At 29.4% G+C, this 13,055-nt stretch carries 13 protein-coding genes; 7 read left to right on the plus strand and 6 right to left on the minus strand.

All coding sequences use genetic code 11. The annotated features are described in order from the left end of the window. Nucleotides 1-304: 304 nt before the first annotated feature. The 4 genes from AYC61_RS09540 to AYC61_RS09555 all read right to left on the minus strand — a co-directional run bounded on the left by AYC61_RS09540 (nt 305) and on the right by AYC61_RS09555 (nt 4,121). Nucleotides 305-1,195, minus strand: a complete 891-nt coding sequence (locus AYC61_RS09540; protein ID WP_082759892.1) for a class II fructose-bisphosphate aldolase — start codon at nt 1,193-1,195, stop codon at nt 305-307. A 26-nt stretch (nt 1,196-1,221) separates the two neighbouring features. After that, on the minus strand, nt 1,222-2,598 hold the full coding sequence (locus AYC61_RS09545; RefSeq protein ID WP_066500665.1) for a PTS fructose transporter subunit IIC: 1,377 nt from the start codon (nt 2,596-2,598) through the stop codon (nt 1,222-1,224). Beyond that, the gene (locus AYC61_RS21845) at nt 2,599-3,057 is read right to left on the minus strand and encodes a PTS sugar transporter subunit IIA (protein WP_066500671.1); all 459 of its coding nucleotides are present in this window, start codon (nt 3,055-3,057) and stop codon (nt 2,599-2,601) included. It abuts the gene before it with no gap. Nucleotides 3,058-3,350: 293 nt separating this feature from the next. Beyond that, nucleotides 3,351-4,121 (minus strand): DeoR/GlpR family DNA-binding transcription regulator, encoded by a 771-nt coding sequence (locus AYC61_RS09555; RefSeq protein WP_156456417.1) that lies wholly within the window; start codon nt 4,119-4,121, stop codon nt 3,351-3,353. 435 nt (nt 4,122-4,556) lie between these two features. Here AYC61_RS09555 and AYC61_RS09560 point away from each other — a divergent pair, with 435 nt between their 5' ends. From AYC61_RS09560 to AYC61_RS09570, 3 genes are read left to right on the plus strand one after another with little or no spacing between them, the layout of a single operon-like run. After that, nucleotides 4,557-5,549, plus strand: coding sequence for an ABC transporter substrate-binding protein (locus AYC61_RS09560; RefSeq protein WP_066500676.1), 993 nt, complete (start codon nt 4,557-4,559; stop codon nt 5,547-5,549). A 4-nt stretch (nt 5,550-5,553) separates the two neighbouring features. Beyond that, on the plus strand, nt 5,554-6,447 hold the full coding sequence (locus AYC61_RS09565; protein ID WP_066500859.1) for an ABC transporter permease subunit: 894 nt from the start codon (nt 5,554-5,556) through the stop codon (nt 6,445-6,447). Then, nucleotides 6,422-7,219, plus strand: a complete 798-nt coding sequence (locus tag AYC61_RS09570; RefSeq protein ID WP_066500682.1) for an ABC transporter ATP-binding protein — start codon at nt 6,422-6,424, stop codon at nt 7,217-7,219. The genes AYC61_RS09565 and AYC61_RS09570 overlap by 26 nt, the downstream gene beginning before the upstream one ends. A 327-nt stretch (nt 7,220-7,546) precedes the next feature. Here the strand turns inward: AYC61_RS09570 and AYC61_RS09575 are convergent, their stop codons facing one another. Then, the gene (locus AYC61_RS09575; protein ID WP_066500687.1) at nt 7,547-8,182 is read right to left on the minus strand and encodes a GntR family transcriptional regulator; all 636 of its coding nucleotides are present in this window, start codon (nt 8,180-8,182) and stop codon (nt 7,547-7,549) included. Between the two features lie 335 nt (nt 8,183-8,517). Here AYC61_RS09575 and AYC61_RS09580 point away from each other — a divergent pair, with 335 nt between their 5' ends. The 4 genes from AYC61_RS09580 to AYC61_RS09595 all read left to right on the plus strand — a co-directional run bounded on the left by AYC61_RS09580 (nt 8,518) and on the right by AYC61_RS09595 (nt 11,648). Then, nucleotides 8,518-9,651: a betaine/proline/choline family ABC transporter ATP-binding protein gene (locus AYC61_RS09580; RefSeq protein WP_066500688.1), complete on the plus strand. Its 1,134-nt coding sequence runs from the start codon at nt 8,518-8,520 to the stop codon at nt 9,649-9,651. Then, nucleotides 9,648-10,304 (plus strand): ABC transporter permease, encoded by a 657-nt coding sequence (locus tag AYC61_RS09585; RefSeq protein ID WP_066500690.1) that lies wholly within the window; start codon nt 9,648-9,650, stop codon nt 10,302-10,304. The genes AYC61_RS09580 and AYC61_RS09585 overlap by 4 nt, the downstream gene beginning before the upstream one ends. Nucleotides 10,305-10,329: 25 nt before the next feature. Beyond that, nucleotides 10,330-11,214, plus strand: a complete 885-nt coding sequence (locus tag AYC61_RS09590; RefSeq protein ID WP_066500695.1) for an ABC transporter substrate-binding protein — start codon at nt 10,330-10,332, stop codon at nt 11,212-11,214. 86 nt (nt 11,215-11,300) lie between these two features. Next, the gene (locus tag AYC61_RS09595) at nt 11,301-11,648 is read left to right on the plus strand and encodes a cupin domain-containing protein (protein ID WP_066500696.1); all 348 of its coding nucleotides are present in this window, start codon (nt 11,301-11,303) and stop codon (nt 11,646-11,648) included. Between the two features lie 234 nt (nt 11,649-11,882). Here the strand turns inward: AYC61_RS09595 and AYC61_RS09600 are convergent, their stop codons facing one another. Next, nucleotides 11,883-12,998, minus strand: a complete 1,116-nt coding sequence (locus AYC61_RS09600; RefSeq protein ID WP_066500699.1) for an HD-GYP domain-containing protein — start codon at nt 12,996-12,998, stop codon at nt 11,883-11,885. Nucleotides 12,999-13,055: the final 57 nt, after the last annotated feature.

Raw genomic sequence — 13,055 nt, forward strand, 5'->3', positions numbered from 1 at the left:
AGATTAATTTATATTACCCTTGTAGAACTGATACGGACTTTGTTTTATTCAACAAACCCATCTAACAATATTTAGCCTCATATGTGTTTCTTGTTACTCAGAGTGAAAATTCATCTCTAGCTTCCTTCGAATTCCACTTCATCATGTACATCCTTGTCTTGACTAACTCCTATATCATATTAGGTGTTTGGGACTTTCACCCTAAAGATTACACCCATGAGAAGTGTACTAAAAAACTGCACATCTTATGGACATGCAGTTTTTTATTTCTAAATAGTTTCTTTTTAATTTCTTATATTTCTGTTTATGCGGTCATAAAAGTACTTCTTTCTTTTTTTTCAAAATGTTTTTTAGGTTTTCCTATAATATCAGCAGTATTTACACTTTCAAATACTTCAAAATAGTGTTCTAGACATTCTTTAATTGCGTCTTCACCTACCATGCATAAATCAACATAGTTAGTTTTTCCACTTTCTTTCGTTTTTTTTGATGCTGCTTTCATTAAATCTGTACAGATATTAACTTTGCTTATTCCTGATTTAATACATTTATTTATTGTTTCATCACCTGTACCTGAGCCACCATGAAGTACCAATGGTACATCAACTTTTTTTCTTATTTCAACTAGTCTATCAAAATCAATTTTTGGTGTACCTTTATATTCACCATGTGCTGTGCCAATAGCTACAGCCAAGCTATCTACTTTTGTTTTTTCAATGAAATCCTTAGCTTGTTCTGGCGAAGTGAACTCATCACCTACATTTTTATAATTATCACCCATACCTACATGTCCAAGTTCAGCTTCTACTGTAACTCCACATGTATGAGCAATTTTTACTATTTCCTTTGTCATTTTAACATTTTCTTCATATGGTTTTGAAGATGCATCTATCATAACAGAGGTAAATCCTGCATGTATTGCATTAACTATACCTTCATAAGTAGAACCATGATCAAGATGAAGTGCAATTGGCACATCGACTTCATTAGCATACATTTTAACAAGGGTAGCAAACTCTTTAAGATTAATATAATTAAAATGTACTTCAGCTAATCCAATTATTGCTGGGGCATTTTTTTCATCACAGGCTCTGATTATCGCTCTTAAGCTGTGTAAATCCCATGCGTTAGGTTGAGCTATTCCAAACTTATTTTGCATAGCTACTTTAAACATTTCTTTTGTTGTCACTAACATATAATTTTCTCCTTAACTTCATATTTTTATATATCTTTTTTTAATATTCTAACCATTACAGCTGTAACAATTGTTCCTGCTATAATTGCAGTTATATACAATAGAAGATTTGTAACTGCACCTGGTATTAAAAATACAAATGCTCCACCATGTGGGACTGCCAATTTACATTTAAATAGCATAGATAATGCACCTGCTACAGCAGCTCCTATTGTAGTTGATGGAAGAACTCTTCCTGGATCAGCAGCTGCAAACGGAATAGCACCTTCTGTAATAAAAGATACTCCTAAAATCCATGCGGTTTTTCCTGCTTCTCTTTCCTCAAGTGTAAATTTGTTTTTACAAATTATTGTAGCAAGAGCTAGTCCTAATGGAGGAACCATTCCACCAGCCATAACAGCAGCCATAGCCATTGATGGTTGTCCAGAAGTTAAGGAAGCTACTGCAAAAGCATATGCTACTTTATTAAGTACTCCACCCATATCTATTGAGATCATAGTTCCTAATACAAGTCCTAATACAATAGCATTAGCTCCACTTAAATTACTTAACCAATTGTTCAAAAAATTATTTAAATAACTTATAGGAGTACCTATAACATATATCATTGTTAAACCTACAACTAAACATGATATTACAGGTATTACCAAAATAGGCATTATGCCCTTAAGTGATGGAGGAAGTACTATCTTTTCTTTTAGAAATTTAACAACATATCCAGCCAAGAAACCTGCTAAAATACCACCTAAAAATCCAGAGTTAGTTGAAGCAGCAAGCATACCACCTACCATACCAGGTGCAAGACCAGGTCTATCGGCAATAGAAAATGATATGAAGCCTGCTAGAATTGGTATCATTAAAGCGAATGCAGAATCCCCACCTATTTTCATTAGCGCTGATGCTAAAGTGCCTTCTTGTTGAAATGCTTTTATGCCAAAAATAAAGGATAATGCAATTAAGATACCTCCTGCTACAACAAATGGAATCATATGTGATACACCATTCATTAGATGTTTATAAAGTCGAGCAGTTAAAGACGTGCTTTGTTTTTTTGAAGTATTACTATTTGTATGTGAATTGTTAAGGTTATTATTTTTATACACAACTGCTTCATTTACTCTTTCTAATATTTGCTCACCATTTTTCATAGCATCATGTGTTCCTACTTCAAGTATTGGTTTTCCACTAAATCTTTCTTTTTGAACGTCTTTATCACTAGCTATAACAACTACATCTGCCTCTTTTATTTCTTCCTCTGTCAAAACGTTCTCAGAACCAATGGACCCCATCGTTTCAACTTTTATTTGATATCCTTTCTTTTTTGCTGCTATTTCTAGAGACTCAGCAGCCATATATGTGTGAGCAATACCTGCTATGCAAGAAGTAACTGCAACTATTTTCATTTAGCCTTCACTCTCCCCATTTAAGATTAATAATATTTCTTCTTTTGTATTTGCATTTTTTAATTTGTGTCTGAATTCAGGATGCATTAATTTTCTTGACAACTGGCTTAGTACTTTTAAGTGTAAATTATTGGAGTCTTCTGGGACAGCAATTAAAAATATAAGATGAACCAATTTTTCATCAAATGATTTAAAATCTATACCTTTTTTACTAACACCAAAAGCTAAACTAGCATTTTTAACACCTTTACTTTTTCCATGAGGTATTGCTATTTCATTACCTATTCCTGTAGATATTTCTCCCTCTCGTTTTATTACATCACTCAAATAAATATTCTTATCATGTAGATTATTACTTTTATCAATGGCATCTACTAATTCACAAATTACTTCTTCTTTTGTATCTCCATGCAGCTCCATACAGATTTGTTCTTTATTTATTAATTCAGTAATGTCCATAAAATCCTCCTGTTTACAAGTAATCTTAAGTATATTTTTTTTCTTTATCTTTTAGTTTAATTTGAAATATTTTTATTTATTTACTCATATTTTCTTAAAAAAGTTTTATAACTAAAAAATTTCTGTTATAATTATTAGGTACGTATAATTTTTCTTATAATAGATTAGAAAAGGGCCAATTTTCTTTTTTATTATAAGAATTTTTTTATTTTAATTATTATTAATACTAACTTTTTATTATCTATTATCCCTCCTATTTTTCTTATTTATATATATAATGAGCTCATTATTTTCTATTTTGCTTGAATTATTTTGACTTGACTACTATATTTATTTAGAACTTCTTTTTCTATTTTATCGTCTGTAATAATCATATTTGCATGTTTTAAATCACATAATTTATACATTTTAACTTCATTAAATTTTTTACTTTCACACATAAATATTATTTGTTTGGTATTATTTATCATTGCTTTTTTTATTTCTCCTTCAAGAACATGTGTTGAAGCTATTCCATGCTCAATATCTATAGCATTTGCCCCAATAAAAGCTTTATCTGAAATCAAACTATCAATAACACTTTTAGTTACTGGGCCAACCATTGCCCTGGTTTTACCTCTAATTATTCCACCAGTAGAAATCACTTGAATCCCTGGAATGTCAGCTAGTTCAACAGTAACATCTATGGAATTTGTTATAACATTTATATTTTTAATCTTCTTGATATATTTAACCATTTGAATAGTTGTTGTACTAGCGTCAATTACTATTGTATCTCCTTCATTTACCAGAGTTGCAGCATGTTTCCCTATTTTTTCTTTGTCAATTGATATAGTCATATGTTTCTGAAGAAAAGTCAATTCATTTTTACTATCATCATTAATAACTGCTCCACCATGAGTCCTTTTTAAATAACCTTCTTTTTCTAATAATTCTAAATCTCTTCTAATAGTTGCATTAGTAACTTTATAAATTTGAGCTAATTCATCAACTTTTACACTATTTTCTTTATCAATCTTATCTAATATCTCAATTCTTCTTTGTTCTGGAAAAATAATAATCACCCCTGTCAAAATGTTTGTTTGCTTCTATTTTGAATGTTTGTTTATGTTTGAATTAGTTTGTATATGTTTATATTATAGCTAAAAATAAAAAAAGTCAATAATTATTTAATAGAAAATACTAGTTCAAAGCTTGTAGTTATTATTGACATATAGATAAAATTTAGTTATACTTTATTCATGCATTAGTTTGCATAGTATTTTGTAGAATGGTAAAAAAATAGCGAAAATTTTGTAGTATGGTAGCAGAGTAGGTGACAATATAATATTGTATATCATCCCTATAGAGAACTCTTATATGCTTTATAAGCGAAAAGAGGTTTTTGATTTATATGGGAATTTTTAGCATATACAAATTATTTAGGTAGCAAAGTTACTCTTGTATACTACATGGTAAGCTTTGTTTTTTTTGTCGTTAAAATTAGGAGGATGGTTAGAATGGTAGGTAAAAAATTAATAGGAATTATAATGATATTAGTACTAATGATGTCGTTGTTTTCAGGATGTACTAATAAATCAGATGTCGATTCTGATAAAATCAAAATAGGTATAACTCAAATAATTGAACATCCTGCATTAGATGCAGCTAGAAGTGGATTCATAGATGCTTTAGATAAGAATGGGTATAAAGATGGTGAAAATATTATTATTGAAGTGCAAAATGCTCAAGGTGATATACCTACAGCACAGATAATTGCTAAAAACTTTGCATCAGATAAAAAAGATTTAATATTAGCTATTGCAACTCCAACTGCACAGGCAGCTTACAATGCCACAAAGGATATACCAATACTTATAACAGCGGTTACAGATCCTATAGATGCAGGACTCGCTAAAGCATGGGATAAAACAGAGACTAATGTTACTGGAACAAGTGATTTAGCACCAATACAAAAACAATTTGAGCTTATGAAAAAATTATTACCTAATGTAAAAACTATAGGTATATTATATAACACTAGCGAAGCAAATTCGGTATTGCAGGTACAAATGGCAAAAGATATAGCTTCTAAATTAAATTTAGATGTAAAACTTTCTGGAGTTACTAATACTAATGAAGTTGCACAATCAACAGATGTATTGATTGGTGATGTAGATGCTATTTATATACCAACTGACAATACGATAGCATCAGCTATAGCTCTTGTAGTATCAAAATGTAATGAAAATAATATCCCTGTAATAGGGTCAGAAGCTGCACATGTAAACAATGGTGCATTAGCAACTGAAGGTATAGATTATTACAAGCTTGGTTTTCAAACAGGTGAAATGGCTATAGAGGTTTTAAAAGGCAAAAAGCCACAAGATATGGCTGTAACTACATTAAAAAGTACAGAATTAGTTATAAATGTAGATGCTGCTAAAAAATTAAATATAGAAATACCTGATGAATTAAAGAATAATGCAAAATTAATCGAGGAAGGTAAATAATATGATGAATTTTTGGTTAAGTGTCATAGAGCAGGGTTTAATATTTGGAGTAATGGTACTTGGAGTATATATTACTTATAAAATATTAGATTTTCCTGATTTAACAGTAGACGGCAGTTTCCCTTTGGGAGCTGCTGTAACGGGAGCGTTATTGACAAAAGGGCTTAACCCTTTAGTTGTACTGCTAGCTTCTTTTGCAGCGGGAGCATTAGCAGGTTTTACGACAGGGTTTTTACATGTAAAATTAAAAATCACAAATTTATTATCAGGTATATTAGTAATGACTGGGTTATATTCAATAAACCTAAGGATAATGGGTAAATCAAATACACCTTTATTTAACAATGAAACTATTTTTTCAAGTAATATAGATTCTATTTTTATAATAATTGTTTTTGCGGTGATTACTAAATTATTATTAGATATTTTCTTAAAAACTGATATAGGTTATATTGTTAAAGCTACAGGAGACAATCCTCAACTTGTAACCTCTTTAGGAATGAATACGGGAGTAATGAAGATAGTAGCTTTGATGTTATCAAATGGGTTGGTAGCACTATCAGGCTCATTAGTAGCTCAGTATCAACGGTTTTCAGATGTTGGAATGGGAACAGGTATAATAGTTATGGGACTTGCATCAGTTATTTTTGGTGAAGCACTATTTAAAAGAATACCTTTAATAACACCTACTACAATGGTGCTAGGAGGAGCAATATTATATAAAGCAAGTATAGGATTTGCACTTGAATTAGGTTTTCCGCCAAATGATTTAAAGTTAATAAACGCTATTATAGTTACAATAGCTTTACAATTAAATGGTAAGGAACTTTTAACAAAGGTTAAATCAATGTTTAGTTTTGGAGGTGAGAAAGTTGTTACAAATACAGGGCTTGAATAAGACATTTTCAAAAAATACTGCAAATTGCAAACAAGTTTTTGACAATTTCTCTCTAAAAGTAAACAAAGGAGATTTTATAACAATAATAGGAAGTAACGGAGCGGGAAAATCTACTCTATTGAATCTTATATCTGGAAAATTAAGCTCAGATAGCGGTAGTATATTGCTTAAAGATATGGATTTAACAAAAATGTCAGAGCATAAGGCATCAAAAAATATAGCAAGAGTTTTTCAAAATCCTACTTTAGGGACAGCTCCTTCTATGACAATACTAGAAAATATGTCGCTTGCTATAAAAAAAGGTAGAAAATACGGATTTTCTTTTTGTGTTTCAAAAAGTAAAATACCATATTTTAAAGAAATATTATCACAAGCAGGCATTGGTTTAGAAAATCATTTGTATACAAAAGTAGGATTATTATCAGGAGGTCAAAGACAAGCACTTACTATAATAATGGCTACAATGGTAAATCCAGATATTTTATTATTAGACGAACCAACAGCAGCTTTAGATCCTAAAACTTCAAAAAAAATATGTGGGCAGATAGAGAAAATAGTAGACGAAAAAAAGATTACAACTCTCATGGTTACTCATGATTTAAATCAAGCTATAGAAGTAGGCAATAGACTCTTAATGATGCATGATGGGAGAGTTGTACTAGATATTGATGAAAATGAAAAGAAAAACCTTACAATAGATAAACTATTAGACTGTTTTGAGAAAAGTCAGGATAAAGGAATGTTGAGTGATAGAATGTTATTTTCATATTAGCTAGACAAGATTAGTTTGTGATGAACTAGTCTTTTTTTATTTAATAGTTGGAACAAGAGTGCAAAAAATTGTTGTAATAGTATAGATTAGATAGGCAAGCTTTTGAGGATGTGTAACTCGTAATTTAGTATAGAAGTCAAATAGACATTTTTAAAAGGTGGCTATATTTTTCTAATTATATAGGATGAAAAAATATAGCCATTATTGTGGTGTTTAAAAATATCATGAAGCTTTTAAAGGTTTTACCTGTCTGTTTTCTTTAGAGTTAGGAGTTATAATTTCAGATAGATTTTGTTACCTAAAGAACAGAGTTCTGTATTTAAATGTTTATAGAGGCTTTGTTTTAGGATTAACAAAATTTTCGACATTTTGATATACTCCATCAGTTCCAACAAATAAAATTATATCATTCTCTTTAAAGGCTAAATGAGGTCCTGGAGATATTATTAAATTTTTCGTTCTTTTTATGCCAATAATAGTTGCTTTGGTTTTTTGCCAAAAATTTGTACTTGAAATTGTGTTTTCAATAATTGGACTGTCTTTTAAAATTTCAAGCTCAAAAGGATAAATTAATCCTATATTCTTTAATTGATATGAATAATCTATTATTGATTGTATATTTTCATTTATATTTTTTTCTAATTCTAGTTTTTCTAATATTAGTTTATTGGTTTCATCTTTCAACTTAGCTACATGATCTTTTGTTTTAAAATTTTGTATAAACTGATAAGCTTGTTCTTTGCTAATTATAGAAATACCACTTTTCTCAGTTACATTAACAACATTCATATCTTTTAAAAGAGCAATGGATCTACGAATTGTTTCAGGAGACACATTATATTTACTTGCTAAAGTTGATCTACCACTAACCTTGCTACCCTCTTTCATATCTCCATTGTAAATGCTATAAGCTATATCCAAAGCTATCTTAATATACTTAGGTGTTACATGTTTTTTTTTCATTTATTAAGGTCTCCTTTTTGTTTTATATCAATATTTTACAAAATAAATGAGTTTATATCAAGAGATAGACGAAATTTTACATCTGACAACTTATATGGTATAATGAGAATGTCACATAAAACAACTCATAAAATCACACAAGTTGTCAGAGTATTTTATTCCAACCAATAAGATTGCAATTTGTCGGTAATATTATCAATCTAATATTTTTTAATAATATAATTATTATGATAATTTTATGGCTAATATATTAGTCTATTTTAATGCAATTAATTATAATATAAATTATTAATTGCATAAATTACAGTGAAGTTTTTGAAAGTAGGAGGTAATAAATGATAAAATTCGAGAATGTATCTAAAACATATAATAATGGATTTAAGGCAATTAAAAATTTAAATCTTCATATAAAAAAAGGAGAAATATTTGTACTGATTGGACCAAGTGGCTGTGGCAAAACTACTACAATGAAAATGATTAATAGACTTATAGAATTGACAGAGGGAGCAATTTATATAAATGGAAAATCTATATATGAACAAGATGTTGTAGAGTTAAGAAGAAATATAGGTTATGTGATACAGCAAATTGGACTATTACCACATATGACAATTGCAGAAAATGTAGCACTAGTACCTAAATTAAAAAAACAAGATAAAAAAATATATACAGATAAAGTTGATGAATTATTAAATATGGTAGGTTTAGATCCAAAGATATATAGTAATAAATATCCTAGTGAACTTAGTGGAGGACAGCAACAAAGAATAGGAGTAATTAGAGCTTTAGCGGCAGATCCTCCAATTATCCTTATGGACGAGCCCTTTAGTGCTTTAGATCCTATAAGTCGTGAGCAATTACAAAATGAACTTATTAAGTTACAAGTTGCTATACAAAAAACTATAGTATTTGTTACACATGATATGGATGAAGCTTTAAAAATTGCTGATAGGATATGTATTATGAAAGAGGGACAGATTGTACAATTGTGTACGCCAGACAAACTAATAAGGCACCCAGCAAATAGTTTCGTAAGGGATTTTATTGGAGAACATAGATTAAAGCAAGCATCAAAACAAAATCTACCCGAATTAAAAAATATCATTACTAAACCAATTGTAGCAACTGAAGATAAAGATCTAATAAAAGCTATGAAAATGCTATACAAGAATAAATGTGAATACATTGTAATCGTGGACAAATATTACAAATTTATAGGCATTGTAAAAGCTTGGGATATCTATAATAATTGCAAAAACAAAGATATGATATTGAAAGATATAATGAAAACAGACGTTCATAAGTTAAGTATTAATAGAAAATTAGAGCATGCTATAGAAATCTTAAGTAAAACTGATAGTGGGTGTTTACCTGTTGTAGGAGAAAATGAAAAATTTAAGGGCATTATTACAAATGATATTATAGTAAAAGTATTGACAGATAGAATTATTGAAAGGAGAGCTATATGATAGAAGGAGTAAATTTAAATTCAATAATAAAGACAATGACAAATAGATGGCCTGATATATTATTATGTTTAGGGCAGCATTTAAAATTAACTTTAATCGCTTTAATTTGTGCTATTGTAATTGCAGTTCCACTTGGTATATATCTAACTAGGCACAAACGATTTGCTGATACAGTAATAGGTATAACTGCTATATTTCAAACAATACCAAGCGTTGCTTTATTAGGATTTATGATCCCAATATTAGGAATAGGAACATTGCCAGCTATTGTTGCATTAACTATATATGGATTATTACCTATTCTTCGTAACACGTATACTGGAATTATGGGTGTAGATAAGTCTTCGATTGAAGCTGGGAGAGGTATGGGTATGACTTCTAAGCAGATTTTGTTTATGGTTCAGATTCCTTTAGCCTCAACAATAATAATGGCAGGAATAAGAACAGCCGCAGTATTAATCGTAGGGGTTGCTACATTGGCTTCTTTAATTGGAGCAGGAGGTCTAGGAGAGTTAATTTTTAGAGGTATAGCTTCGGTTGATTCAGTATTAATATTATTTGGTGCTGTACCAGCGGCCATTCTTGCTATTGGTATAGATTTTATTTTAAAGAAGTTAGAGACTAAAGCAACTCCTCGTGGACTTAAAAACTAAAAAAATATAAAGGAGGATATATGGTATGAAGAAATTTATTTTATTTTTAAGTATAGCAATTATGTCTTTATCTATAGTTGCTTGTGGTAAAAATGATAAAGAAATAGTTATAGGTGGTAAAGAGGTTTCAGAGCAAGATATTTTAGTAAATATTATGGCAGAACTTATAGAAAATAAAACGGATATTAAAGTAGTAAGAAAACCGTTTTTAGGTGGAACACATATTTGTGATAAAGCTATGGCTTCGGGTGATTTGGATATATATCCCGAATACACAGGAACTGCATTAGTGAGTGTACTTAATGAAAAAGTTTTAAAAGATCCTGATGAAGTATATGAAAAAGTTAAGGAAAGGTATGAAAAGGAAAAAAATATTGTATGGCTTAAACCTTTTGGATTTAATAATACTTATGCTCTACTTATGAAAGAATCAAAAGCAAAAGAGCTTGGAATAAAAAATCTAAGTGATTTATCAAAACAAGCTTCAAATCTAGTTTTGGCAGCAGGACAGGAATTTTTAGAAAGGGCAGATGGGTATGATGGTTTAAAGGAAGTTTATAGTATTGAATTCAAAGATACAAAAAGCATGGATTTAGGCTTAACATATGTTGCTGTCAGAGATAACAAAGTAGATATTAACTCAGCTCACTCAACTGATGGGAGAATTAAAGCTTTTAAATTAATTGCTTTAGAGGATGATAAGCAATTCTTTCCACCGTATTATGCAGCACCAATTATACGAAAAGAAACATTAGATAAATATCCTGAATTAAAAAATGTTTTAAATTTATTAGATTCCAAAATTAGCAATGAAATAATGTCAGATTTAAATGCAAAAGTTGATATTGATAGAGTAGATGCTAAAGAAGTAGCTAAAGAATGGTTAAAAGAACAAGGATTAATAGATTAAGCAGGATTAAAAATTTCCTGTATTCTAAAAATACCTTGCTAATATAATGAATTTCATGGTATTTTAAGATTATAGGAGGTGGTAAAATGATAATTTCTCATGAAAGAAATGTTGAAGGGAAAAAGATAGTTGGTGACAATGCTAAAAATGTTTTAATGAAAGCAGTAATCTCACCTGATGAAGGATGGGATGGATATGTTATGAGAATATTTGAACTTGAAAAAGATGGGTTTACTCCAAAACATACACACCCTTGGCCACATATTAATTACATTATAGAAGGTGAAGGATTATTATACTTGGATGGAAATGAAAATAAAGTAGAAGCAGGTTCTTTTGCATATGTTCCTTCTGATGAATTGCATCAATTCAGAAACACTGGAGAAAAAATACTAAAATTTATATGTATTGTTCCTGAAGAAGGTCATAAATAAAAAAGAAGGTGTCTTAAAATGACGAAATTCAGAGTTTTTGAAATATTTCACGGCTAATCATGAAGAGAGAACAAAAAACTATGATTTCTTATGAATCACTTATTCCTAGGAACGAAGTGAGTAATAAGCTACATCATAGTATGCTATTAGCCTTTGAAAAATTCAATGCCTTGAATTTCATTTATTTTAAAACACCTGTAACTATCTCTAAACACATTTTGAGATAGTTATTTTTTATTCTTCAGGAATTTGATATTCAATATTTTTGATTACAATATTTGTTTCTTTCATCAAGTCAATATCTTGTTTAGGTCCGCCCCATACAACGGCAACAAAAGGTCTTAGTGGAAATCTTTCATGAATATTTTTAATAGTAGCAATTTTACCGTTACTTAATCTTACTAAACTTCCTATTGGATATGGTATTATTTTACTAATGAATATTTTGACCATATCAAAATCAAAACTGGTACCTCCTCCAGCCATTAAATATTCTATAGCAGCATTTGGAGGCATTGCTAATCTATATGGTCTATCAGAAGTTAGAGCATCATATACATCGGCAATAGTTACTATCCTAGCAAGTTTATTTATATCATTTCTAACTAGCGATTGAGGATAACCTGTACCATCATATTTTTCATGATGATGAAGGGCTATAATTCTAGCTTTACCTGATATATTAGAACAATCTTTAAGATAATCATAGCCTATTTGAGGATGAGTTTTAACAATATCAAACTCTTCTTTAGTAAGAGGTCCATTTTTTTGAAGTATTTCTTTTGGAATCATTGTCTTTCCAATATCATGTAATATAGCGCCCAGACACAAATCTCTTAAATCAGACTTATTTAAATTAAGAGATATTCCAAGTATTAATGAAAGGACAGCTACGTTAATAGAATGTTGTAGTGTATAAGCATCATTACTTTTAATATCAACAAGGTTAATTAATATGTCTTTATTTGACAGTATTTCGTCAAGTATTTCTTCTGAAATTTTTGAGAGATTATTAATATGTTGTCTTCGTTCATTATTAAAACGATTTTTGACAGATGAATTTAAAATACTATTATTTTGTTTATTATTGTATTGTCTAAAATGATTAAAGGTACTTTTTATACTTGATAAAGCTTGATTTCTCAGTTCTGGCCTGATAACATCTTTTAATTCTTCATCAGAATATTCATCAAGTACATAAACAGAATGAATTCCAATCTGTTTTATTCTTTTTTTTATTTTTGGAGTGAGAGTAGCTCCTTTTTTAAGTAATATTCTACCTTCATTATCATATACATGTTTTCCTAATATTGAATTATCCTTTGCGTAAACTATTGGTAAGAATCTCATAAATTACCCCTCTTTTTTCATTTCTATTTCTTATTTTAACATATATTTATTGGTTAT

The sequence above is a fragment of the Abyssisolibacter fermentans genome, assembly GCF_001559865.1.
Classification (GTDB): domain Bacteria; phylum Bacillota; class Clostridia; order Tissierellales; family MCWD3; genus Abyssisolibacter; species Abyssisolibacter fermentans.